Source organism: Rhizobium sp. CNPSo 3670, assembly GCF_057784555.1.
Genome location: NZ_JBXSOL010000001.1, coordinates 70352 through 93053 on the forward strand (window position 1 = coordinate 70352; position 22702 = coordinate 93053).

22 protein-coding genes are annotated in these 22702 nt (G+C 61.9%); 12 read left to right on the top strand and 10 right to left on the bottom strand.

Annotation, left to right across the window (positions count from 1 at the left end; all coding sequences use genetic code 11):
* Positions 1–125 precede the first annotated feature (125 nt).
* Positions 126–1004, bottom strand: coding sequence for an alpha/beta fold hydrolase (locus AC13QO_RS00355; RefSeq protein WP_488539646.1), 879 nt, complete (start codon positions 1002–1004; stop codon positions 126–128).
* Between the two features lie 213 nt (positions 1005–1217).
* Here AC13QO_RS00355 and AC13QO_RS00360 point away from each other — a divergent pair, with 213 nt between their 5' ends.
* Positions 1218–1772 carry a methyltransferase family protein gene (locus AC13QO_RS00360; protein ID WP_488539647.1) on the top strand — a complete coding sequence of 185 codons (555 nt, stop codon included), beginning with the start codon at positions 1218–1220 and terminating at the stop codon, positions 1770–1772.
* Positions 1773–1858: 86 nt separating this feature from the next.
* On the opposite strand, the gene AC13QO_RS00365 is transcribed toward AC13QO_RS00360, so the two are convergent.
* Positions 1859–2116: a BQ00720 family protein gene (locus AC13QO_RS00365; protein ID WP_003544838.1), complete on the bottom strand. Its 258-nt coding sequence runs from the start codon at positions 2114–2116 to the stop codon at positions 1859–1861.
* A gap of 47 nt (positions 2117–2163) precedes the next feature.
* Positions 2164–2589, bottom strand: coding sequence for an Hsp20 family protein (locus AC13QO_RS00370; protein ID WP_010032703.1), 426 nt, complete (start codon positions 2587–2589; stop codon positions 2164–2166).
* A 282-nt stretch (positions 2590–2871) separates the two neighbouring features.
* On the opposite strand from AC13QO_RS00370, the gene AC13QO_RS00375 reads away from it, so the two are divergent.
* Positions 2872–3816 carry a nucleoside hydrolase gene (locus AC13QO_RS00375; protein ID WP_488539648.1) on the top strand — a complete coding sequence of 315 codons (945 nt, stop codon included), beginning with the start codon at positions 2872–2874 and terminating at the stop codon, positions 3814–3816.
* A 33-nt stretch (positions 3817–3849) separates the two neighbouring features.
* Here the strand turns inward: AC13QO_RS00375 and grpE are convergent, their stop codons facing one another.
* Both grpE and hrcA read right to left on the bottom strand, forming a co-directional pair.
* Entirely contained in the window at positions 3850–4485 is a 636-nt protein-coding gene (gene grpE / locus AC13QO_RS00380) for a nucleotide exchange factor GrpE (protein ID WP_085776712.1), read from the bottom strand.
* Between the two features lie 110 nt (positions 4486–4595).
* A complete protein-coding gene (gene hrcA / locus AC13QO_RS00385; RefSeq protein WP_085776711.1) occupies positions 4596–5684 on the bottom strand; it encodes a heat-inducible transcriptional repressor HrcA in 1089 nt (362 codons plus the stop codon).
* A gap of 125 nt (positions 5685–5809) precedes the next feature.
* Between hrcA and rph the strand changes: the two genes are divergently transcribed.
* From rph to hemW, 4 genes are read left to right on the top strand one after another with little or no spacing between them, the layout of a single operon-like run.
* Positions 5810–6529 carry a ribonuclease PH gene (rph, locus tag AC13QO_RS00390; RefSeq protein ID WP_488539649.1) on the top strand — a complete coding sequence of 240 codons (720 nt, stop codon included), beginning with the start codon at positions 5810–5812 and terminating at the stop codon, positions 6527–6529.
* Positions 6526–6951 (top strand): VOC family protein, encoded by a 426-nt coding sequence (locus tag AC13QO_RS00395; protein WP_085776709.1) that lies wholly within the window; start codon positions 6526–6528, stop codon positions 6949–6951. Before rph ends, AC13QO_RS00395 begins: the two co-directional genes overlap by 4 nt.
* A complete protein-coding gene (rdgB, locus tag AC13QO_RS00400; RefSeq protein WP_488539650.1) occupies positions 6952–7596 on the top strand; it encodes an RdgB/HAM1 family non-canonical purine NTP pyrophosphatase in 645 nt (214 codons plus the stop codon). It begins immediately after the preceding gene.
* Between the two features lie 9 nt (positions 7597–7605).
* Positions 7606–8817, top strand: a complete 1212-nt coding sequence (gene hemW / locus AC13QO_RS00405; protein WP_488539651.1) for a radical SAM family heme chaperone HemW — start codon at positions 7606–7608, stop codon at positions 8815–8817.
* A 47-nt stretch (positions 8818–8864) separates the two neighbouring features.
* Here the strand turns inward: hemW and AC13QO_RS00410 are convergent, their stop codons facing one another.
* The 5 genes from AC13QO_RS00410 to mutM all read right to left on the bottom strand — a co-directional run bounded on the left by AC13QO_RS00410 (position 8865) and on the right by mutM (position 14617).
* Positions 8865–9947, bottom strand: coding sequence for a saccharopine dehydrogenase family protein (locus tag AC13QO_RS00410; RefSeq protein ID WP_488539652.1), 1083 nt, complete (start codon positions 9945–9947; stop codon positions 8865–8867).
* 123 nt (positions 9948–10070) lie between these two features.
* On the bottom strand, positions 10071–11621 hold the full coding sequence (gene dnaA, locus AC13QO_RS00415) for a chromosomal replication initiator protein DnaA (RefSeq protein WP_488539746.1): 1551 nt from the start codon (positions 11619–11621) through the stop codon (positions 10071–10073).
* Between the two features lie 838 nt (positions 11622–12459).
* Positions 12460–12738 carry a 30S ribosomal protein S20 gene (gene rpsT / locus AC13QO_RS00420; RefSeq protein WP_064800423.1) on the bottom strand — a complete coding sequence of 93 codons (279 nt, stop codon included), beginning with the start codon at positions 12736–12738 and terminating at the stop codon, positions 12460–12462.
* Between the two features lie 191 nt (positions 12739–12929).
* Positions 12930–13703 (bottom strand): enoyl-CoA hydratase, encoded by a 774-nt coding sequence (locus tag AC13QO_RS00425; protein ID WP_285191917.1) that lies wholly within the window; start codon positions 13701–13703, stop codon positions 12930–12932.
* Positions 13704–13726: 23 nt separating this feature from the next.
* Positions 13727–14617 carry a bifunctional DNA-formamidopyrimidine glycosylase/DNA-(apurinic or apyrimidinic site) lyase gene (gene mutM / locus AC13QO_RS00430; protein ID WP_285191918.1) on the bottom strand — a complete coding sequence of 297 codons (891 nt, stop codon included), beginning with the start codon at positions 14615–14617 and terminating at the stop codon, positions 13727–13729.
* 147 nt (positions 14618–14764) lie between these two features.
* Here mutM and ubiE point away from each other — a divergent pair, with 147 nt between their 5' ends.
* The 6 genes from ubiE to ertC all read left to right on the top strand — a co-directional run bounded on the left by ubiE (position 14765) and on the right by ertC (position 22699).
* Positions 14765–15541: a bifunctional demethylmenaquinone methyltransferase/2-methoxy-6-polyprenyl-1,4-benzoquinol methylase UbiE gene (gene ubiE, locus AC13QO_RS00435; protein WP_488539653.1), complete on the top strand. Its 777-nt coding sequence runs from the start codon at positions 14765–14767 to the stop codon at positions 15539–15541.
* A gap of 48 nt (positions 15542–15589) precedes the next feature.
* The gene (gene ubiB, locus AC13QO_RS00440) at positions 15590–17164 is read left to right on the top strand and encodes a 2-polyprenylphenol 6-hydroxylase (protein WP_488539654.1); all 1575 of its coding nucleotides are present in this window, start codon (positions 15590–15592) and stop codon (positions 17162–17164) included.
* An 88-nt stretch (positions 17165–17252) separates the two neighbouring features.
* Positions 17253–18827: an aromatic amino acid lyase gene (locus AC13QO_RS00445; RefSeq protein ID WP_488539655.1), complete on the top strand. Its 1575-nt coding sequence runs from the start codon at positions 17253–17255 to the stop codon at positions 18825–18827.
* Positions 18828–18964: 137 nt separating this feature from the next.
* On the top strand, positions 18965–20344 hold the full coding sequence (ertD, locus tag AC13QO_RS00450) for a hydantoin-5-propionate amidohydrolase (RefSeq protein ID WP_488539656.1): 1380 nt from the start codon (positions 18965–18967) through the stop codon (positions 20342–20344).
* Positions 20341–21621: a Zn-dependent hydrolase gene (locus AC13QO_RS00455; RefSeq protein WP_488539657.1), complete on the top strand. Its 1281-nt coding sequence runs from the start codon at positions 20341–20343 to the stop codon at positions 21619–21621. Before ertD ends, AC13QO_RS00455 begins: the two co-directional genes overlap by 4 nt.
* Positions 21602–22699 carry a thiohydantoin desulfurase gene (gene ertC / locus AC13QO_RS00460; RefSeq protein ID WP_488539658.1) on the top strand — a complete coding sequence of 366 codons (1098 nt, stop codon included), beginning with the start codon at positions 21602–21604 and terminating at the stop codon, positions 22697–22699. The genes AC13QO_RS00455 and ertC overlap by 20 nt, the downstream gene beginning before the upstream one ends.
* Positions 22700–22702: the final 3 nt, after the last annotated feature.

Genomic DNA, 22702 nt, shown 5'->3' on the forward strand with positions numbered 1-22702 from the left:
GCGTAGAGTTCCGCCGTGGAACGGTTGCAATTGCCGCTGACGCGACTATTTCCGTGCTGGCCACCCTCCGCTCAAATGGAAGGGAGAAAATGACCGGGAGCATGTCATGTGCCGAAATGATGATCCTACATCTGGCTTCCACTGCGGCGACAGTGTTGATTTTTCAGGTCGGTATTGGCTTCATGAGCGGCGACTGTGTTCAGGAACCGGTCGAGCATCGAGTTGAAGCTCTCCGGCTTTTCCCAGAAGGGCGCGTGTCCAGCCCCTTCTATTACATGCGCTTTGCCTTCGAAGAGCAACTGGATGTTCAGGCCCGAAAAATAGCTGAGTTTGACAAAGGGGTCATAAGATCCATTCACAAAAGCAATGGGTATATCAGCCTGTTCGACGGTGCGGCGCTGATCCACCCCCTGCCCCCGCAACATTGCTCGAGAAAAAACGCTCCTTAGTCTCCCGTCCGCGCGCGCTATGGCATCGCGAAAGGAGGAATTGCTCGTGTCTCCAAAGCAAAGAGACTGAAACCGCTCCACATCACGCGATGTAAAGTTCTCCTTTGATGCCAGAAGAATATCAAATGATGGATGGAATCCCCGCAGCATTCCGAGGAGACCGCTGTGGATCGGTGGCGTGCCGCACAACATCAGGCCCGAAATGCCGTTGCTGCTGCCCGCCATCTCAATCGCGACATGACCGCCAAGCGACCATCCCAGCACGGGAAAGCGATGAAGCCCCAGGCGGGCTGCCACCTCTCCTATGCAGTCGGCAAGACCGGTGACGGTGTAAGTTGACTGCGGATCTCGAGCGTCGCTCGATTCGCCATGTCCCGGAAGATCGAGCGCAATCAGACGCCAATTCCGGGACAACTGGCTGTGTAGTTGCTGTGAAAAGACCGTCCGTGAGCTGCCCGAACCGTGTATCATAACCAGTGGTGCAGCGCCATCAATAGTGTCACTGATGCGCACAGCGCCGTGGCTGGTGTCGATTGTACAGTGAAATATGTCCATAAACTGCGACCCCTAATGCGCAGCCAAAGTCTTGCACGAAAATATCTATGGCAGGTGCATGATCATCGTAAACCAGATCTGAACCAGGTCGTGCAATCACGACACGTTTCGGGGCGGTTACGCGTCAATACACAATCATTTGCCTTGGCGTTGTATACGGGTTAGGTCTGTCGCAGCAGCAATTGCAACCAACCTTTCACGGTGAGCATCACGATGCAATTTCTTCTGGACATTGTTATTTCGATCACCAGCCTGAGTGTCGTCGGGTTCTACGCGTGGTCGTTGCGAGGCCACTTCAACTCGCCGAAGATGGAAGCCGGAGCAAAGCTGATCACCGTCGTCGTCATCGCGACGACGGCGTTTTTCCTGTACCTGGTTTGGTCCGGGACGCAGATGCTATGGGTACAGCTAGTCGGACTAGGATTTGAAATCGGGTCGGCGGGCTTGTTCTGGTGGGCGGTGTCGGCGTCGCGAGAGGCCAGGTTGCGCTTTGTGTTCACCCTCGATCACCCAGATAGTCTTGTCACCGACGGTCCCTATCGCTACCTGCGGCACCCCTTTTACACGTCCTACCTGCTCTTCTGGTCGGGGTGGGCGCTGGCATCTTGGTCGATATGGTCGATCCTGCCGGTCTTATTTTTTACGGTTGTCTACGTGATTGCAGCCCGCAGCGAGGAGAGGAAATTCGCCCTATCACCGCTGGCATCCGAATATGAAGCCTATCGGCGCAAGACGGGCTTGCTGACGCCGTGGTTCGATTGGCGATAATGTCGCGACATCCGTCCCGACGGCAGCGAATCGAATAGAGCGACCGTGCACCGCAAGCAGTGAAACGTAGCAGACGGTGTTGACGGTCAGTGCAGGCTGACCGTCTTCAATTCGTCCTCGGCCGCTTTGAAGAAGGTGCTGGAACGGTTGTCCGTCAGCAGAATCGGCGTGCCGTCGGCGCCGAAGAGCGCCCAGAGATCGACATTCGGATCGATATCCGGCGCCTCTGGAAAACACTTGGCGACCTCGTCGGTGCGCATCTTTCTAATGTAGGCGACCTCGCCGTTGCCGATGTGGGCAAGCTCGGATTTGGTCAAGTGAGACGTGGCTTCTTTCATCAACATTCCTGTTCCTCCGGAAGAAGGGACCAACGGTTCGACAAACCGTTGTGCTACTGTGAAACCGAAATGTTAATTTTCTTGACCATGCGGGCGGGTTCGGGTCGAATTAGATCGACGGAGAGCAGACCGTTCTTTAGGCCGGCGCCTAAGACCTGCATGCCGTCGGCCAGCACGAAGGTGCGCTGGAACTGGCGGGCGGCGATGCCGCGATAGAGATAATCCCGCTCGCCCTGCTCCACCTGACGGCCGCGGATGACAAGCTGGTTCTCCTCGGTGGAGACATCAAGCTCCTCCTCGCTGAAACCCGCAACGGCAAGGGTGATGCGCAGACGCTCGGGCGCGCCGCTGTCGGCGGCGATACGTTCGATATTGTAAGGCGGGTATCCGTCGCTCGCCTTGGAAATGCGCTCCAGCGTCTTTTCCATGGCGTCAAAGCCCAGAAGTAGCGGGCTGGCGAAAGGGGTAATGCGGCTCATCTCTTTTCAAGTCCTTGATGCAAGCGACCATCCCGGACCTAAAAGTGCAGCATCCGGATGCCGCTAATATGGGGGCATGATCACGGCGCTGCAAGGCGCGTCGCGCCCTCCCCGATTTAAACATCTGTCACTTTTCGAATGGCGGCGTCTGCCTCCTTGCTTGACAAAGGACCTGCTGCCTCGCATCAAAACATGCCCGCGCGGAATGTGCCGATTTGTGACGGGAAATGAAGAAATGGTGCCCGCCGGGATAAGCGGCGTGGCGAGAACGGGACGATTGGAATGGCAAGCGCGAGAAAGATCATCATCGACACCGATCCCGGCCAGGACGACGCGGCCGCCATCATGCTGGCTTTCGGCAGCCCGGGTGAGCTCGAGGTGCTGGGGATCACGACGGTCGCCGGCAACGTGCCGCTGTCTCTCACCAGCCGCAACGCGCGCATCGTCTGCGAGCTCTGCAGCCGCACGGATGTGAAGGTTTCCGCTGGCGCCGACAAGCCGATCGCCCGCAAGCTGGTGACGGCAGAACATGTGCACGGCAAGACCGGCCTCGACGGCCCTGTTCTGCCCGAACCGACGATGGCGCTGCAACCCGGCCATTCCGTCGATTTCATCATCGAGACGCTGCGCCGCGAGCCGGAAGGCACGGTGACGCTATGCACCCTCGGGCCGCTCACCAATATCGGCATGGCCTTCCAGAAGGCGCCCGACATCGTTGCTCGCATTCGCGAGCTGGTGATGATGGGCGGCGGCTTCTTCGAGGGCGGCAATATTACGCCGGCCGCCGAATTCAACATCTATGTCGATCCCGAGGCGGCCGATATCGTTTTTCGCTCGGGCGTTCCGATCGTGATGATGCCGCTCGACGTGACGCACCAGCTGCTGACCCGCAAGGACCGGGTCAAACGCATGGCTGAGATCGGCACGGCGCCTGTTAAGGCCATGGTCGAAATGCTGGAATTCTTCGAACGCTTCGATATCGAGAAATACGGCTCCGACGGCGGGCCGTTGCACGACCCGACGGTTGTCGCCTATCTGCTGAAACCGGAACTTTTCCAGGGCCGGGACTGCAATGTCGAGATCGAGGTCCGGTCCGAACTTACCGCCGGCATGACCGTCGTCGACTGGTGGCATGTGACGGACCGCAAGCGCAACGCCAAGGTGATGCGTTACGTCGATGCGGACGGTTTCTTCGATCTCCTGATCGAGCGCTTCGCCCGCATCTGATTATTCTTTCCTTCTCCGAAGAGCGAAACGACCTCAGGCGTCTTTCTCGTCGAAGACGGAATTGGCTTCGGCCTCAACCGGTTTCGGGCCGCCCTTGGCGACGCCGACCATGGCCGGGCGCAGGACGCGCTCGCCGATGGTGAAGCCGGCCTGCACGACCTGGACGACGGTGTTGTTCGGCACTTCGGAGTTCGGCACCTCGAACATGGCCTGATGGAAATTCGGATCGAATTTCTGGCCGACCGGCTCCAGCTTGCGAACGCCGTGTCGCTCCAACGCCGAGAGCATCGAGCGCTCGGTCATTTCCACACCTTCGATCAGCGTGGTGAGGCCGGCGTCGGCCGTGGCTTTGGCCTCGGGAGAGATGGCGTCCAGCGCCCGGCGCAAATTGTCCGAGACGGCGAGCATGTCGCGAGCGAAACCGGCGACGGAATAGGATTTTGCATCCTTCACCTCGCGCTCGGTGCGACGGCGCAGATTATCCATCTCGGCGGCAAGTCGCAGATAGCGGTCACGCAGCTCGGCATTCTCGGCCTTCAGAAGCTCGAGCGGATCCGGCTGCTTGGCCTCCTCCTGCTCGACAGTGGCAGTCTCGACGTTGACGGCAGCGTCGGCTGCGGCATCGGCCGCAGTTGCGTCAGGTCCGTTTTTCGTCGTTTCATCGGTCATGACGGTCTCCGGTTGGTATTTTCAGATGCGCCCGATATCGAGGTTTGGCCGGAAAAAATCAAGTCTGCGTGACGAAGAAGCGAAAATTCCGCGCTTCCTCAGTGATGATGTCAAAGCGGATTGCGCGACAGGCGGGAGACGAGCTGAGCGGTGTAATCCACCATCGGCACGATGCGGGAATAATTGAGCCGCGTCGGGCCGATGACGCCGACAGCGCCGACGATCCGGTCATCATCGTCGCGATAGGGCGCGACGATGAGCGACGAGCCGGACAGCGAGAAGAGCTTGTTTTCCGAACCGATGAAGATGCGCACGCCCGAACCGCTTTCGGCCAGGTTGAGAAGCTCGATCAGGCTGTCCTTTTTTTCGAGATCGTCGAACAGCATGCGAAGCCGGTCGAGATCTTCGGCGCCGGCAAGGCCTTCGAGCAGGTTGGCGCGGCCGCGGATGATCAGCTGGGCGGGCTTTCCCTCCTCCGGGCTGCCGGCCCAGACTGCGATGCCGCGCTCGACAAGATCGCGCGAGAGCGCATCGAGTTCGTGGCGGACATCATCCTTCAAACGGCTCAATTGTTTGCGCAGCTCCGGCAGCGTCTGGCCGGACATGTGCGCGTTGAGGAAATTCGCCGCCTCCGTCAACTGCGAGGAGGTGATGCCGGCAGGCAGTTCGATGATGCGGTTTTCCACCTGGTCGTGATCGCCGACGAGCACGGCGAGCGCCTTTGTCGGTTCAAGCCGGATGAACTCGACATGTTTCAGCACCGGATCGCTTTTCGAGGTGATGACGAGGCCGGCCCCGCGCGAGATGCCGGAAAGCATGCGGCTCGCCTCGTTCATCATCGATTCCACCGGATTGCCGCCGCTTTCGGCCCGCACTTGGCGGTCGATACTGGCGCGGTCCTCGGCGGAGAGATCGCCGATCTGCATGAAGGCATCGACGAAGAAGCGCAGCCCGATCTGGGTCGGCAGCCGGCCGGCGCTGACATGGGGGGAATAGATGAGACCGAGTTCCTCGAGATCGCTCATGACATTTCGCACCGACGCCGGCGAGAGTGACATCGGCAACAGGCGCGACAGATTGCGCGAGCCGAGCGGCTCGCCGCTTTCGAGATAACCCTCGACGATGCGGCGAAAAATTTCTCTGGAGCGCTCGTCCAGCGCAGCAACGGCATCCGAAACCGACGTCGACCTGATGCCCATGAACCTCTCGAACCCACGCTGATGATGCTCCCGAAAATATAGTCAAACTCGCACGCGTGGCAAAAGGGAATTTGCAAATGAGCGCCGCCAATCGTAGAAGCGGTCAGCAACTCCAGGAGATAAGAATGCGGCCTTCAGGCAGAAAAACCGACCAGATGCGCAAGGTCTCGTTCGAGCGCAATTTTTCCAAGCATGCGGAAGGCTCCTGCCTGGTGAAATTCGGCGATACGCATGTGCTTTGCACCGCAAGCCTCGAGGAAAAGACGCCGCCATGGCTGCGCAACACCGGCAAGGGCTGGGTCACGGCCGAATACGGCATGCTGCCGCGGGCGACCGGCGAGCGCATGAAACGCGAGGCCGCCGCCGGCAAGCAGGGCGGCCGCACGCAGGAAATCCAACGGCTGATCGGCCGGTCGCTGCGCGCCGTCGTCGATCTGCAGGCGCTCGGCGAAAAGCAGATCACGCTCGATTGCGACGTCATCCAGGCCGATGGCGGCACACGGACCGCCTCGATCACCGGCGGCTGGATCGCGCTTTACGATTGCCTGAAATGGATGGAAAGCCGCAACATGATCAAGGTCGACCGGGTCCTGAAGGATCATGTCGCCGCCATCTCCTGCGGCGTTTTCGCCAACCAGCCGGTGATCGACCTCGATTATCTCGAGGATTCCTCTGCCGAGACCGATGCGAACTTCGTCATGACCGGCGCCGGCGGCATCGTCGAAATCCAGGGCACGGCCGAAGGCACGCCGTTCAGCGAAGAGGAATTCACCTCTCTGATGCGGCTTGCCAAGAACGGCATCAGCGAACTCGTCACCCTGCAGAAAGAGGCGATTGCGGGATGAATGCCATGCTGGAAGGCATGTTGGAAACGGCGCTTTATGCGCGCGATCTCGATCAGGCCGAGACGTTCTACGAGGGCGTTCTCGGGCTTGAAAAGATCTCACGCGCCGGCAACCGGCATGTCTTCTTCCGCTGTGGGCCAGGCGTTCTCCTCATCTTCAACCCCGAGGAAACGATAAAGCCGCCGGCAGCCGACGCGCTGCAGGTGCCGCCGCATGGCGCGACCGGCCAGGGCCATGCCTGTTTTCGTGTGTCCGGCCGCAATATCGATGCCATGGCCGAACGGCTGAAGGCGGCTGATGTCGCGATCGAATCCGAGGTGCACTGGCCAAATGGCGGCCGCTCGATCTATTTCCGCGACCCTGCCGGCAACAGCCTGGAATGCGCGGAGGCAAAAATCTGGGGCCTCGAACAGGATATCTGAATGCGCAAGCTCGAAACCAAAACAATCGTCGTCGCCAGCCACAATGCCGGCAAGATCCGCGAGATCCAGGAATTGATCGGGCCGCTTGGCTTCACCGCCAAATCCGCGGCCGAACTGAATTTCGTCGAACCTGACGAGACCGGCACGAGCTTCGAGGAGAATGCGAAGATCAAGGCGGTGGCCTCGGCCAATGCCGCCGGCATGCCGGCGCTTTCGGACGATTCCGGGCTGGTGGTCGACGCGCTCGGTGGCGATCCCGGCGTCTACACCGCCAACTGGGCGGAGACCGCAGACGGCACGCGCGATTTCGACATGGCGATGGCCAAGGTGGAAAAGGCGCTGCAGGATGCCGGCGCAACGACGCCTGAACAGCGCGGGGCGCGTTTCGTCAGCGTGCTCTGCCTTGCCTGGCCGGACGGGCATACCGAGCTTTTCCGCGGCGAGGTCGAAGGCCATGTCGTCTGGCCGCCGCGCGGCACGCAAGGCTTCGGCTACGATCCGGTCTTTCAGCCCGAGGGTTATGACGTCACCTTCGGCGAAATGAGCGGCGAGGAGAAACACGGCTGGAACCTCGGCAAGCCGCAGGCGCTGTCGCACCGGGCCCGTGCCTTCAAACTTTTCGTCGAAACCTGCCTGGAGGCATAAGGTCTGTTCGTGGGCAATTTCGATACGCCAAGCCTCTCGCGCGACGCCGCGCTGCTGCCCGATACCGGCGAGCCCGGCTTCGGCGTCTATGTGCATTGGCCCTTCTGCGCGGCGAAGTGTCCCTATTGCGACTTCAACAGCCATGTACGCCATCAGCCGGTGGACCAGGAGCGCTTTGCATCGGCTTTTCTGAAGGAGATGGCGGCAGTCCGGGCAATGAGCGGGCCGAAGACGGTGACGAGCATCTTCCTCGGCGGCGGCACGCCATCGCTGATGAAGCCGGAAACGGTCGATGCCATTCTCGACGGCATCGCGCGGCACTGGCATGTGCCCGCCGGCATCGAAATCACCATGGAAGCCAATCCGTCGAGCGTCGAGGCCGAACGGTTCCGCGGCTACCGCGCGGCCGGCGTCAACCGTGTCTCGCTCGGCGTACAGGCGCTGAACGACCGCGATCTGAAATTCCTCGGCCGGCTGCATGACGTCGCCGACGCGCTGAAGGCGATCCGGCTGGCGCGCGAGATCTTCCCGCGCATGTCCTTCGACCTCATCTATGCCCGGCCGGACCAGACAGTCGAGGAATGGGAGAAGGAACTGAAGGAAGCAATCTCCTATGCGGTCGACCATCTGTCGCTCTATCAGCTGACCATCGAGGAAGGCACGCCCTTCTTCGGTCTGCATAAATCAGGCAAGCTGATCGTGCCGGACGGCGAGCAATCGGCCCTGCTCTACGAGGCGACGCAGGAGATCACGACGCGTGAGGGCATGCCCGCCTACGAGGTTTCCAATCATGCCCGGCCGGGTGCCGAAAGCCGCCATAACCTGACCTACTGGCGTTACGGCGACTATGCCGGCATCGGTCCGGGCGCGCACGGCCGGCTGACGCGTGGGCATGAGAAGCTCGCGACGGCGACCGAGCGCAAGCCGGAAGCCTGGCTCGAGATGGTGGAGCGCGACGGCCACGGCATTATCGATGAGGAGCGGCTCGGTTTCGAGGAACAGTCGGACGAACTGCTGCTGATGGGACTGCGGCTCAGGGAAGGCGTCGATCTCGCCCGCTGGCAGCAGCTTTCGGGCCGTGAGCTCGACCCGAAACGCGAGGAATTCCTGCTCGAACATAAATTCGTCGAGCGGATCGGCAATTCGCGGCTGCGCTGCACGCCATCGGGCATGCTGATCCTCGATTCCGTCGTCGCCGATCTCGCCTGCTGGCACCCATAAGAGTTCCGGCGCGGTAACGATATCGCTGCCCGCGCCGAAAAATCTTCTCAGCCGTGGCTGGTGGCGCCTGCCTTGAAGAGGCTGCCGGTCGGCGTCTTCAGGAACATCTCCAGCGGAATGTGTTCCTGGTGCAGGAAACCGGACGCCGGCAAGAGACCATCGCGGACCATCTCGATGACGGCGACGACCGAGGCCGACGTCGTCCAGGCGATCGCTGTGCGGCGGGCGCCGGCGATCTCGATCGGGTAATAAGCGCGCACGAATTCCTTGCGACGCAGGCTGCCGTTCTCCGTGCCTTCCCCGGCCACGTGCACGTAGACGACATCGTCTTCGACAGGCGGCTTGGCATTGGTCAGGATCTCGCCGGCGAGCTTGCGCTTGTCGCGCATCAAGAGCTCATGGAAGAAGAAGTTCATCAGCTCCATATGGCCGGGATAACGCATGGTCTTGTAGTCGAGATTGTCAACCGTGCCGAGCATGGTGTCGCACATGGTGCCGAGGCCGCCCGATGTCGTGAATGCTTCGAGCTTGACACCACCGACATAGATGGTCTCGTGCCACTCCATCGGCGAGACGAGCTTGCGCACGCCGCCCTCGATGACCTCGCAATCATTCAGATATTCGTTGACGACGCCTTCCGGCGACCAGTTGAAGGCATAGCCGAGAAGACCCGTGGGATGCTGCGGCAGGGCGCCGACGCGCATGCGGATCGATCGGCAGCGATCGAAGCCGTCGGCCAGGCTTGCGCCGACGATGCCGACGAAACCGGGCGCCAGGCCGCATTGCGGCGCCATAAGTCCGCGGGCGGTCTTCGACAGTTCGATGATGAAATTGGTGGTTGGGACGTCTTCCGTCAGATCGAAGTAATGAATGCCGGCAAGATGGGCAGCGCGAGCCAGCTCGATGTTCAGGTGATAGGGCAGGCAAGACAGCACCGCCTCAACGTTCGAGAGCAGTTCGCCGATCACCTGCGGATCGGATATGTCGCCTGCGCGGCATGTAAAGGGCAGCTCGCCCAGGGGCAGTTGCGCATCGACACCAATGACCTTGAAGCCGCCTTCATGCAACAGCGTTGCCGCCAGCCGCCCGACCTTGCCGAGGCCGAGAACGGCGATCTTTTCGAAACTCATTCATTCCCTCCCATGCGCCGTTCGGCGCTCTTCTTGGACGCGGGGAGGTATAGAATAAAAAGCTTATAAAGGAAAACGGCTGGAATCGCTTCCAGCCGTCAAATTTCCCGACAGGTCCGCCGATTACTCGTTGATCAGCCGCTTCAGCAGCTCGATTTCGTGCGAAAGCTTGGTGTCACCTGATATCAGCTCCTCGATCTTGCGCACGGCATGCAGCACGGTCGTGTGATCGCGCCCGCCGAAGCGGCGGCCGATTTCCGGAAAGGAGCGCGGCGTCAGCGTCTTCGACAGATACATGGCGATCTGGCGCGGCTTGACGATCACGCGGGTGCGCCGATTGGAGACCAGTTCCTGGCGCGAGACGTTGTAATGCCTGGCGACGATGCGCTGGATATCCTCGATGCGTACACGGCGCGGTTCGCCCGAACCGACGAGATGGGCGAGCAATTCGTCGACGCGCTCGATCGACAGGTTCGGCTCGAAGGAGCGGCGGAAGATCAGCTGGTTGAAGGCGCCTTCGAGTTCCCGGCCGCTGGCCGTGATATTGCGGGCGACATGCTGCAGGAGGTCTGCGGGAATTTCGAGAGAGGGGTCCTCGAGCCGGGCCGCGGCCAGGCGCCGCTTGAGGATTTCGAGGCGCATTTCATAATCCGGCGCGTCGAGTTCGATGGCAACACCGCCCTGCAGGCGCGAGCGGACGCGCGGATCGAGCGACTCCAGCTCCCATGGCGCGCGGTCGGCGGCGACGACGACCTGCTTGGCGCTGTCGAGCAGCATATTCAGGAGATGGCAGAATTCATGCTGGATCATCTTGCCCTGCAGGAACTGCATGTCATCGATGATCAAGAGGTCGATGTTGCGCAACGAGTCTTTCAGCGTCAGCGCGTCGTTGTCGCGGATCGCCGTGGCGAAGCGCCACATGAAATATTCGGCCGTCAGATAGACGACACGCAGGGCCCGCGGGTTCTGGACCGCCGCATTGGCGATCGCCTGCAAGAGATGAGTCTTGCCGAGCCCGACCGTCGAATGGACAAACAGCGGATTGAACCGTACGGCGCCGGAGCCGACTTCCGCGATCGTTTTGGCAGCCGCAAGCGCGACGCGGTTCGAGCTGCCTTCCACGAAGGTATCGAAGGTGAAACGGCTGTCGAGCGGCGAGCCGAACAGCGGGGTACCGAGGCTTGCGGGCCTTGCGGCGGCAACGGCCGAAACTGCCTGCTGGACGGCCTGACCGGCCGGCTGGGCGCTCGGCGGACGGCGCATCTGCGCAGGAGCAGCCGTCTCGGGCTGGACCACCTCGTCGACGGCCTTCATGCCGCTGCGCGTTGCGGTGCGCACCAGGATTTCGATTTTCAGGATTTCCGGGTCTTCGGCCTGGAACAGACCGGTGATGAGATCGAGATAACGATTGTTGATCCACGACTTCAGGAAGGTCGTGGGAACAGAAAGGCGAACGACGCTCTTCGAGACCGAATGCAGCTTCAACCTGGCAAACCAGCTGGCATAGACGTCAGGACCGACCTGGGCCTTCAAGCGCGCGCTGACGCGCTCAAACAAAATGCTCTGCTTCATTTCCGCCTTAGCTTCCCCCACTTCCTGGCGCATGGAGCCGAACGCTTGCGGTGCCGCATCCCCATTGTCGAGCCCGCCTGCCATCATCGTATTCATCTGCATAATGCCGCCTTTCAATTCCACCGGGCGGCCTCCGCTAAAACAGCCGCCCGATCATTCCCCGCTTTGACGGGCTGGCGGCATCCTCATGAAGCCACTCGCCTGCCGGTTCACTCAAACACGACACAGAAGTCCATTGCAGGTACCGCATTCATGCGGCGCCTTCATCGGCTTTCCGTGCCAGGCTGTCGGTCAATCCTCGTTTTCGGCCGACCAGCCCGAACGCAATATTACTATCCCTATCCGGCAGCCTCACGTTAAACGTGTGGTTGCCATAGGCACAAAACATCCCTGTCCCGTAACAGCCACGTTACGGCCCAAATCCGTCAAGTGCTTGAAAAAACGGAAGCGCAAGGCTCCGTAACAGATGGCACAAATTCATCGCCCTGCCGACGTGGCAGTTAAGACCGAACTCTGCAGGTGATGTCCGCGCCCTCTGTTGGACGCCATTTAGGCAGGATCAAATGGCAAGATCAACGATGAATTTTACGCAAAATTAAGATGCGGCCATTGACTCCGGCCGCCCTTTTCGGGCGTCACACCAGCGTCAAAAAAGAATCGCAGTTGAATCAAAGAGATTCCCCATTCGGGCTATTTTGACACGCAAAGAAAGAAAAAAAATAAAAATCTTCTTGACTCGCCCGTGATCCGCAAAGGTTCGGCCAGAGTCGCGCAACGGGAAAGCATCCTTGCGCAAGCACTTGTTTTTAAAGTCTTTTTCATGTCATGGCACTGACACGAAACAGTCGTGAGATTTACCATGCAGAGGTTGTTCGGCGGAATCGAAAAAGCCCGGTAAAATTACCGGGCTAATCATAACGAGGAGGTCGTTAATGGATTATTACGCGGTCGTGGAGACCGACAGAGCCTTCACACGAGCGGCCAGGCGAGAGACCTTGCGCGATGCCGTGTTGGAGTGCAGCACACCCTTGCTGGCGGCGCGGGCGAGTTCCGGCTGAGCGGCCAGGAAAGCTGCCTTCGCCTTGTCGGCGTCACCGGATGCGATGGCCTCTTCGACCTGGCGAACGAAAGTACGCACGCGCGAGCGACGAGCCTTATTGACGTCGGTACGGCGGGCGATCTTGCGGGTCGCTTTTTTCGCCGAAGTTGTATTGGCCATGGATGCCTCTCTCAAGAATTCGAACAAACTCCGCCATTACCGCGGGCCCTGCGGCCACCAAATCCAGCAATACGGGAGCAATCGCGGAAAACCAGAGCGGCTTTCCGAACCGTGGGCGGGCATATAACCCTAAAGCCGGCCCGCGTCAACGCGGATTTTCAAGCTTTCCGGCAGCAAGCGCCGAAAAGGATTCAACGGTGCTTGAAGGCAGGTTTGCGCTTCTCGATGAAGGCGGCCATGCCTTCTTTCTGATCGTCCGTGGCAAAGAGACTATGAAACAGGCGGCGTTCGAACCGCAACCCTTCCTCCAGCGTCGTCTCGAAGGCGCGGCTGACCGCCTCCTTGGCCATCATGACCGAGGGCTGTGAAAGCGAGGCGATCTTTTCGGCCGCGGCCAAAGCCTCGTCGATGAGACGCTCGGGCGCCACCACACGCGAAACGAGTCCGGATCGTTCCGCCTCGGCCGCATCCATCACGCGGCCGGTCAGGATCAGGTCCATGGCCTTCGCCTTGCCGACGGCGCGCGTCAGCCGCTGCGAGCCGCCCATGCCGGGAATGACGCCAAGGGTGATCTCCGGCTGGCCGAACTTCGCGGTCTCCGAGGCGATAATGAAATCGCACATCATGGCAAGTTCGCAGCCACCGCCGAGAGCAAAGCCACTGACGGCAGCGATGACAGGCTTGCGCGCCTTGGCGACGTCATCCCAGCCGCTGATGAAATCACTCTTATAGATATCGGCGAACTGAAGCGACTGCATCTCCTTGATGTCGGCACCGGCGGCAAAAGCGCGTTCGGAGCCGGTGAGCACGATCGCACCGACGGTATCGTCTTCATGGAAAGCGGCATAGGCCTGCTTCAGTTCCCTCAGCACAGTGGAGTTCAGCGCGTTCAGCGCCTGCGGGCGGTTCAGCGTGACGAGGCCGACAGTGCCTCGGGTTTCCACGATCAAGGTCTCGTAAGCCATGCTGCTCTCCCGGTTTCTCACTGTTACTTCTGACAGGCGGCGCAATAGAAGGTGGAGCGGCCCGCCTGCACGATGCGACCGACCGTACTGCCGCAGCCGGGCGTGCCGCAAGCCTCACCTTCGCGATCATAGACGGAGAAGGAATGCTGGAAATAGCCGAGCGATCCGTCGGCCTGGATATGGTCTCGCAGCGACGAGCCGCCGGCGGCGATCGCATCGGCGATGACGTCGCGGATCGAGGCGACCAGCAGGTCGAGCTGCTGCTTCGGCCGGCCGCCGGGCGTCACCAGCGTGCCGGCGGCACGCAGCGGCGACAAATGCGCGCGCCACAACGCCTCGCATACATATATATTGCCGAGACCGGCAATGTTCTTCTGGTCGAGTAGCGCGCTCTTCAGCGGCTGCGCCTTGTCCCGGAAGCGTTCGGCCAGATAGGCGGCGCCGAGTTCGTTTCCCGTCGGCTCCGGGCCGAGATCGCGGAAGAAGGGATGGGCGGCAAGATCGGCGCGTCCGACCATATCCATGAAGCCGAAGCGGCGCGGGTCGTTGTAGATGACGCGGCGAACGCCGTCCGGACCCTGCAGATGAAAAACGACATGATCGTGTTTCTCGTCCTTCGAGCGTGCGTGGTGGAATTGCCCCGGCGTTGCGGAGGCGGCGCCCTCTTCGATGCGAAAGGAACCGGACATACCGAGATGGGAAATCAGCGTGTTGCCGTCGTCGAGATCGATCAGCAAATATTTTGCGCGGCGGCCGAGACCGACGATGGTGCGTCCGGAAACCCTGTCCGCCAAGGCATCGGGAAAGGGGAAGCGCAAATCCTTGCGCCGCAGTTCCAGCCTGGCAACCAGAGCGCCTTCCATCGCCGGCGCCAGGCCGCGTTTGACGGTTTCGACTTCTGGCAATTCCGGCATCTTAACCCATCTCTATCGAACGTGTTTCAACCGAGGACGATGTGCGCTATAGCGCCATGTGCCGCGGAGAGCGCGGTCCAGTGATAACGTCGCGCGCGGTCTTTCGCTACGGTCGCCGCGCCGATCTTCAAGGAACGGAGCAGCCTGATGTCAGAAAGCCGCACTTCCGCCGATGGCGGCATGGAGACCTCTTACGGCTTCCGCGAGGTGCCGGGCGGCGAGAAACAGGGTCTGGTCAACCAGGTATTCCACAAGGTCGCCAAGCGCTACGACATCATGAACGACGTCATGTCGATGGGCATGCACCGGGTCTGGAAAGATGCGATGATCTCGGCGCTCAACCCGCGCAAGGAGCCAGGCTACAAGGTGCTCGACGTTGCCGGCGGCACCGGCGACATCGCCTTTCGCATCATCGAGGCCTCTGGTCGGCAGGCACATGCGACGGTGCTCGATATCAACGGCTCGATGCTTGGCGTCGGCGCCGAACGGGCGGCAAAGAAGAAGCTTTCCGACAATCTCACCTTCATTGAGGCGAATGCCGAGGAACTGCCGTTTGAGGCCGCCAGCTTCGATGCCTATACGATCGCCTTCGGCATCCGCAACGTGCCGAGGATCGACAAGGCGCTGTCCGAGGCCTATCGCGTGTTGAAACGCGGCGGTCGGCTGCTGGTCCTCGAGTTTTCGGAAGTCGACATGCCGCTTCTCGACAAGATTTATGACGCCTGGTCGTTCAACGCCATTCCGCAATTCGGCAAGGCGATTACCGGCGATGCCGAACCCTACCAGTATCTCGTTGAATCGATCCGCAAGTTTCCGAACCAGGAGAATTTCGCGGCGATGATCCGACAGGCTGGTTTTTCGCGCGTCACCTATACCAATTATACCGGCGGCATCGCCGCGCTCCATTCCGGCTGGAAGCTCTGAGGGAATGAAGGAAAAGAAGACGAACCTCCCTCGGCGAGGCACTTCAGCATGAGCACTTTCGGAGCCTATTTTCGCCTTTGGCGCGTCGGCTGGGTGCTCGTGCGCGAAGGCGTCGTGTCGGCCCTGCCGTCCGAAGGCCTGCCGCCTTCGGTCGCACTTGCCAAATCCTTCGTCACGATTTTCGAGCGCGGCAGGGCGCGGTATCAGAAGCGCAGCGATCGGCTGGCACAGGCCGTCGAGCGGCTCGGCCCCTCCTATGTCAAGATCGGTCAGTTCCTGGCCACGCGGCCTGACGTCGTCGGCGTCGAATTCGCCAACGACCTGTCTCAGTTACAGGACCGGATGGCCTTCTTTCCCTCGGCGGCCGCAAAGGCGAATATCGAAGGATCGCTCGGGCGGCCGGTCGATGAACTCTATGCGAGCTTCGGCGAGCCGATCGCCGCCGCCTCGATCGCGCAGGTGCACCCCGCCGAAGTCGAAACGACAGAAGGCCGAAGGAAGGTCGCCGTCAAAGTCGTCCGACCGGGCGTGCGCCAGCGTTTTGTCCATGACATCGAGGCAATGTACCTGGTCGCTCATATGCAGGAGCGCTTCATGCCCTCCAGCCGGCGGCTGCGGCCGGTCGAGGTGACGAAGACGCTGGAACAGACGACGAAGGTGGAGATGGATCTTCGCCTTGAGGCCGCAGCGCTTTCGGAGATTGCCGAAAACACCGACAGCGATCCCGGCTTTCGCGTGCCGAAGGTCGACTGGGAGCGCACGGGCCGCGACGTCATCACCATGGAATGGATCGACGGCACGAGAATGTCCGACGTCGAGGGGCTGCGCGCGGCCGGCCATGACCTCAACCTGCTCGCCGACACGCTGATCCAGTCTTTCCTGCGCCACACGCTGCGCGACGGTTTCTTCCATGCGGACATGCATCCCGGCAATCTCTTCGTCGATGCCGGCGGCATGATCGTCGCGGTCGACATGGGTATTGTCGGGCGGCTCGGCAAGAAGGAGCGGCGGTTCCTCGCCGAAATCCTCTATGGCTTCATCACCCGCGATTACATCCGTGTCGCAGAGGTGCATTTCGAGGCCGGCTACGTGCCCGGCCACCACAATGTCGAAAGCTTCGCCCAGGCGATCCGGGCGATCGGCGAGCCGATCCACGGTCAGCCGGCCGAAACGATCTCGATGGGCAAGCTGCTGACGCTGCTGTTCGAAGTGACCGAACTCTTCGACATGGCGACACGGCCGGAGCTGGTGATGCTGCAGAAGACCATGGTCGTGGTCGAGGGCGTGTCGCGCATGCTCAACCCGCGTTTCAATATGTGGAAGGCCTCCGAGCCCGTCGTCGGCGACTGGATCCGCACCAATCTCGGCCCGAAACGGATCGTCACCGATCTCAAGGATGGGCTGAAGGCGGCGGTCAAGCTCGCCGAAGCTGCGCCCGAAATCGCAGCAAAAACCGAGAAATTCCACCATCAGCTGCTGCATATGAGCGAACACGGCCTGCGTTTCGACGATCAGACGGCCGAGGCGATCGGCAAGGCCGAGGCGCGGCACAACCGCTCGGGCAGGATCGCGCTCTGGGTGATCGCATTGACGCTCCTCTATATTGCCTGGATGTTGAGCTGACCGCTCCGACAACATGCTGTGTTCGGCATTTAGGATATCCCATGTGACAGAGGGCTGGCTTAGTCTCGCAGTTTAGGAGATACGGCACATGCACGAACGCCTTGGCATCGAACTTTCCGGACGGCCGCTCGGTTTTGCCGAGATGGTGACGATTGGTGCCGGCAAGGCGAGGATTTCGGCTTCACCAACCGGCATGGCCCGCATCGCGATTGCCCGCGAAATCGTCGAGGACGCGATTGCCGCCGGCACGCCCGTTTACGGATCGACGACGGGCGTGGGCGCCATGAAGGATGTGGAGTGGTCGGCCGACGAACTCGACACCTTCAATCTCGGCCTGGTGCGCGCCCATCATTTCGGCACCGGCACGCCCTTTTCCTGCAATGTCGTGCGCAACGCCATGGCAATCCGCGTCAACACGGCGCTGACCGGCCAGGTCGGCTGCACGCCGGAGCTGATCGACGCCTATATAAGGATGCTCGAGGCCGATCTCATCCCGGTCGTGCGCCGCACCGGCTCGATCGGCTGCGCCGATATCGGCCTGATGGGGCAGATCGGTGCTGTGTTGACCGGTGTCGGCGAAGCGGTCTATCGCGGCAGCCGGATGCAGGCGGCCGACGCTTTCCGGGCTGCGGGGCTGGAACCGGTGCGGATGGCGCCGCGCGACAGCCTCGCTTCGCTCAGCGTCAATGCAGTGAGCTTTGCGGCGGCGGCGGAAACGACGCGCAATGCCGCGGCCTCGATCCGCATTCTGCTCGCCACCGGGATGATGGCATCGGGTGCGCTCGGCGCCTCCCGTGATCCCTGGAAGGCGGTACGCCATGTCGGCACTGCGCGTGAGGCACTGATCGGCGCCTGGCTCTGCAACGCGTCGGACGAATGGGACTGGCCTGTTGCAACGCATGTGCAGGATCCGCTCAGCCTGCGCATGATCGCCCAGGTATTCGGCGCCGTCATCGAAAATCTGCTTTCGACCGGCCACAAGATTCTCGCCGCCACCGGACGCTCGGACGACAATCCCGTCGTCGTCGAGGGGCGGGTGATGACATCAGGCGGTTCGCTTCCGCTCGATGTGACGATCCTGCTCGAATCGGCCGCACTCTGCATGGCGCATGCGGCGCGCAACGCCTTCAACCGCTGTGTCATTCTCGGCAACGGGCAACGGCGCGACCTGCCGGTCAACCTCGTGCCGTCGGGACGGATTGCCACCGGCTTCGGGCCGATCATCAAGCTTGCCGGCGAAATCTTCTCGCGCGTCCTGTCGATGTCCGGCCCCGTTTCGGCGCAGTCGCTGGTGGTTGCGGCCGGCCTGGAGGATGAGGCCGCCTTCTTGCCGCTGGTCATCGAGCGCTTCGAGCGGCAGATGCAGGCACTGAAGCGCCTGGCGGCGCTCGAGGCGCTGCTGTCTGCCCAGGCGGTCGACATTCTCGGCGATGAGCCGAAGGGCGTGGCCGGCATGCTCTACGACGTCGTTCGCAAACATGCGGCCTTTTATACCGTCGACCGGCCGCTATCGGCCGAAGTGGAGGCGATCGAGGAAGAGCTCGGATCGGACGACTTTCTCGCGAAACTGACCGAGCAGGTTCCGATCGCCTCCTTCGACGATTTCTTCGCACTCGGCTCGCCGGAGCCCATCGAAGGGCGCTTGGCAAGCCGAGCAGGATGATTGCGGGCCGAGGCCCAAAATCTCAATTCTGCTCTACATTAACCCATCGATGCGTGATGCCGTCCGAAAGACGTTTCAAACTTTGGCATCACGTTTCGGCCGACAGCGGTTCCGACGTCAGTCTAGGAGGAAGCGGCATGGACTTCGATCTCGTTCTGCAGGGCACGGTGGTGCTGCCGGACCGCATCGTCGAAGCGGGTTATGTCGCCGTGCACGCCGGCAAGATCGCCGAAGTCGGCCTCGGCGTCCCGCCTGCGGCGCGCGAACGGCATCTGCTCGGAAGAGCGTTGATCCTGCCCGGCGCCATCGACGCGCAGGTGCATTCGCTTTCCCAGAAGGATCAGGAGGATTTCGTCTGGTCGACGCGGTCGGCAGCGGCCGGCGGCGTGACCACGATCGTCGACATGCCTTATGACGAGGGCAACCTCGTCTGCTCGGCGGCGGCCGTCAAGCGGAAGATCGACCATGCCGCCCCGCAGGCGCGCGTCGATTTTGCCCTTTACGGCACCATCGATCCGCAAGAAGGCCCAGCGCGAATCCGGGAGATGGTTGAGGCCGGCGTCGCCGCCTTCAAGTTTTCGACCTTCGGCACCGATCCCAAACGTTTTCCGCGCATTCCCCCCGCCCTGCTCGACGCCTGCTTTGCCGCAATCGCGCCGACCGGGCTGACGGCAGGCGTGCATAACGAGGATGACGAGGCGGTGCGCAGCTATATGGAACAGGTGAAGGCGAGCGGCATCACTGACTGGCGGGCGCATGGTCTGTCACGGCCGCCAATCACCGAGCTCCTGGCGATGCACACGATCTTCGAGACCGGCGCCAATACCGGCTGCCCCGCGCATGTGGTGCATTGCTCGCTCGGGCGCGGCTACGATATCGCCCGCGCCTATCGCCGCGATGCTTTTGCCGCGACAGTCGAATGCTGCATCCATTACCTGACGCTCGACGAGGAAAACGATGTGAGGCGCCTCGGCGGCAAGGCGAAGATCAACCCGCCGGTGCGGCCGCGCGCCGAGGTGGAGAGGCTCTGGCGGAAGGTGGCCGAAGGCGATGTCTGGTTGGTCTCGACCGATCACGTCAGCTGGTCGGAGAACCGCAAGACCGATCCCGACATGCTCGCCAACGCATCCGGCGTTCCCGGTCTCGAGGTGATGGTGCCCCTATTCGTCAAAGGCGCTTTCGAGCGCGGCATTCCCCTGACCTGGGCCGCGCGGCTGATGGCCGAGAACCCGGCGAAACATTTCCGGCTCGACCATATCAAAGGGGCGCTGGCCCCAGGCAAGGACGCCGACATTACCGTGCTGGAGCCGCGCGGAAGCGTCTACGATGCGGCTGCGAGCGGCAACAATGTCGTCGGCTGGAGCCCCTATAACGGCATCCGCCTGCCCTGGACCGTTTCCGCCACCTATCTGCGCGGCGAAAAGATCGCCGAGGGCGGGAAGGTATTGGCCGAGCCCGGCACTGGCCGGTTCATCCGGCCGCCGCCGCGCCAGGTCATTTCGGGAGCCGCCGCATGAGCCGCAATCTTCCCGTCAATGCCGACCGGATCGCTGAAGATATCCAGGCGCTTGCCGATATCACCGAGCCGGGGCGCTCCTGGACACGTCGGGCTTTCACGCCGCTGTTTCTGGAAGGCCGGGCCTATATCGAGACACGAATGAAGGCGGCAGGGCTGGAAACACGGATCGATGCCGCCGGCAATCTGATCGGCCGGCGCACCGGCAGGAAGCCCTGGCTCGGCACGATCATGATCGGCTCGCACTCCGACACGGTGCCGGAGGGTGGCCGCTTCGACGGCATTGCCGGCGTGGTTGCGGCGCTCGAGGTGGCGCGGGCGCTGCATGACCACGGCCTGGAACTCGACCATGATCTTGAGATCGTCGATTTCCTTGCCGAAGAGGTCAGCATCTTCGGCGTCTCCTGCATCGGCAGCCGCGGCATGACCGGACAGTTGCCGGAGGCCTGGCTGTCGCGGGCAAGCGGCGGGCTCGATCTTGCCGGCGGCATCGCCCAAGTGGGCGGCGAGCCGGGCGTGCTGGGACAGCAGAAGCGACCCGATCTGGCAGGCTTCCTGGAGCTCCATATCGAACAGGGGCCAGTGCTCGAAGCCGAAAGGGAGGATATCGGCATCGTCACGGCAATCTCCGGCATTACCCGCATCGAGATCACCGTCGAGGGGCGGGCCGACCATGCCGGCACGACGCCGATGGACAGGCGGGCGGATGCTCTGGTGGCGGCCTCGCAGCTAGTGCTCGACATCCGCAACGCCGCCGCCGAGCTTGCCAACACGCCGGGGCATTTCGCGGCGACGGTCGGCGAGTTCAGGATCGAGCCGAATGCCGCCAATGTCGTGCCCTCGAAGGTCGTGCTGCTGATCGACGGGCGCGCGGAAATCCGCGCCGACATGGAGGCCTTCTGCCGCTGGCTCGAGGGCCATGTCGAAAAGCTGGCAACCGCCTATGGCGTTACGATCGAGCCGCCGAATCGGGTTTCCGACAATCTGCCGACGCCAAGCGATGCCGCGCTGCTTTCGACGCTGGAGACCGCCTGCGACCGCGTCGGCGCAAAATACCGGCGCATGGCCTCCGGCGCAGGGCACGATACCGCCTGGATCGCCAAGGTGGCGCCGGCGGCAATGATCTTCGTGCCCTGCCGGGAAGGCCGCAGCCATTGCCCCGACGAATGGGCCGACAATGACGATATCGCGCTCGGCACCGCCGTGCTTTTCCAAGCGGTGCGCGAGATGGACAAGGATTCGAAGCGGGAGAAGGCCGATGGGACGCATACTGGTTGAGAAGGACGTGGAAGCCGCCGTCAAAGGCGGCTCCGTCTATGCCGCCGGCGGTGGCGGCTGGGCTGAGCACGGGCGGATGCTCGGGCATGCGGCCGTCACCATCGGCAAACCGGAGCTGGTCTCGATCGACGAGTTGAAGGATGACGACTGGGTCGCCACGGCGGCCGCGATCGGCGCGCCGGCTTCCACCACGCCCTGGGAAATGCAGGGCGTCGATTATGTGAAGGCGGTGCAATTGCTGCAGGAGGCGCTCGGCGAAAGGCTTTCCGGACTGATCATCGGCCAGAACGGCAAATCCTCGACGCTGAACGGCTGGCTGCCATCGGCGATCCTCGGCACCAAGGTAGTCGATGCCGTCGGCGACATCCGCGCGCACCCGACCGGCGACATGGGGTCGATCGGGATGGCCGCCTCACCCGAGCCGATGATCCAGACCGCCGTCGGCGGCAACAGGGCCGAGAACCGTTACATCGAGCTGGTGGTGAAGGGCGCGACGGCGAAGATCTCGCCGGTGCTGCGCGCCGCCGCCGATCAGTCCGGCGGTTTCATCGCCAGCTGCCGCAATCCGCTCCGGGCTTCCTATGTCCGGGCACATGCGGCCCTCGGCGGCATCTCGATGGCGCTTGCGCTCGGCGAAGCGATCATCGCGGCGGAGAAGCGCGGCGGGCCAGCGGTCATTGATGCGATCTGCAAAACGACGGGCGGACATATCCTTGCCGAAGGCGTCATCACCCGGAAGGACGTCGTCTATACCAAGGAGGCCTTCGATATCGGCACCATCGTCGTCGGCTCGGGCGACAAATCGGTGACCCTGCATGTGATGAACGAATATATGGCCGTGGACGATGCGGATGGCGGGCGGCTTGCCACCTTCCCGGCCGTGATCACTACGCTGTCGCCGGAGGGCGAGCCGCTGAGCGTCGGGCAGTTGCAGGAAGGTATGCATGTCTTCATCCTGCATGTGCCGATGGACATCATTCCGCTCTCGGCCAGCGTGCTCGATCCGACAGTTTATCCCGTCGTCGAAAAGGCGATGGGTATCGAGATCGCGCGTTATGCGCTGGCGGCGAAGGCCTGAGCC

What these genes read in the sequence shown, in the direction of transcription:
- AC13QO_RS00355 (WP_488539646.1), bottom strand. Translation starts at nt 1,004, where the DNA reads ATGGACATATTTCACTGTACAATCGACACCAGCCACGGCGCTGTGCGC.
- AC13QO_RS00360 (WP_488539647.1), top strand. Translation starts at nt 1,218, where the DNA reads ATGCAATTTCTTCTGGACATTGTTATTTCGATCACCAGCCTGAGTGTC.
- AC13QO_RS00365 (WP_003544838.1), bottom strand. Translation starts at nt 2,116, where the DNA reads ATGTTGATGAAAGAAGCCACGTCTCACTTGACCAAATCCGAGCTTGCC.
- AC13QO_RS00370 (WP_010032703.1), bottom strand. Translation starts at nt 2,589, where the DNA reads ATGAGCCGCATTACCCCTTTCGCCAGCCCGCTACTTCTGGGCTTTGAC.
- AC13QO_RS00375 (WP_488539648.1), top strand. Translation starts at nt 2,872, where the DNA reads ATGGCAAGCGCGAGAAAGATCATCATCGACACCGATCCCGGCCAGGAC.
- grpE (WP_085776712.1), bottom strand. Translation starts at nt 4,485, where the DNA reads ATGACCGATGAAACGACGAAAAACGGACCTGACGCAACTGCGGCCGAT.
- hrcA (WP_085776711.1), bottom strand. Translation starts at nt 5,684, where the DNA reads ATGGGCATCAGGTCGACGTCGGTTTCGGATGCCGTTGCTGCGCTGGAC.
- rph (WP_488539649.1), top strand. Translation starts at nt 5,810, where the DNA reads ATGCGGCCTTCAGGCAGAAAAACCGACCAGATGCGCAAGGTCTCGTTC.
- AC13QO_RS00395 (WP_085776709.1), top strand. Translation starts at nt 6,526, where the DNA reads ATGAATGCCATGCTGGAAGGCATGTTGGAAACGGCGCTTTATGCGCGC.
- rdgB (WP_488539650.1), top strand. Translation starts at nt 6,952, where the DNA reads ATGCGCAAGCTCGAAACCAAAACAATCGTCGTCGCCAGCCACAATGCC.
- AC13QO_RS00410 (WP_488539652.1), bottom strand. Translation starts at nt 9,947, where the DNA reads ATGAGTTTCGAAAAGATCGCCGTTCTCGGCCTCGGCAAGGTCGGGCGG.
- dnaA (WP_488539746.1), bottom strand. Translation starts at nt 11,621, where the DNA reads ATGCAGATGAATACGATGATGGCAGGCGGGCTCGACAATGGGGATGCG.
- rpsT (WP_064800423.1), bottom strand. Translation starts at nt 12,738, where the DNA reads ATGGCCAATACAACTTCGGCGAAAAAAGCGACCCGCAAGATCGCCCGC.
- AC13QO_RS00425 (WP_285191917.1), bottom strand. Translation starts at nt 13,703, where the DNA reads ATGGCTTACGAGACCTTGATCGTGGAAACCCGAGGCACTGTCGGCCTC.
- mutM (WP_285191918.1), bottom strand. Translation starts at nt 14,617, where the DNA reads ATGCCGGAATTGCCAGAAGTCGAAACCGTCAAACGCGGCCTGGCGCCG.
- ubiE (WP_488539653.1), top strand. Translation starts at nt 14,765, where the DNA reads ATGTCAGAAAGCCGCACTTCCGCCGATGGCGGCATGGAGACCTCTTAC.
- ubiB (WP_488539654.1), top strand. Translation starts at nt 15,590, where the DNA reads ATGAGCACTTTCGGAGCCTATTTTCGCCTTTGGCGCGTCGGCTGGGTG.
- AC13QO_RS00445 (WP_488539655.1), top strand. Translation starts at nt 17,253, where the DNA reads ATGCACGAACGCCTTGGCATCGAACTTTCCGGACGGCCGCTCGGTTTT.
- ertD (WP_488539656.1), top strand. Translation starts at nt 18,965, where the DNA reads ATGGACTTCGATCTCGTTCTGCAGGGCACGGTGGTGCTGCCGGACCGC.
- AC13QO_RS00455 (WP_488539657.1), top strand. Translation starts at nt 20,341, where the DNA reads ATGAGCCGCAATCTTCCCGTCAATGCCGACCGGATCGCTGAAGATATC.
- ertC (WP_488539658.1), top strand. Translation starts at nt 21,602, where the DNA reads ATGGGACGCATACTGGTTGAGAAGGACGTGGAAGCCGCCGTCAAAGGC.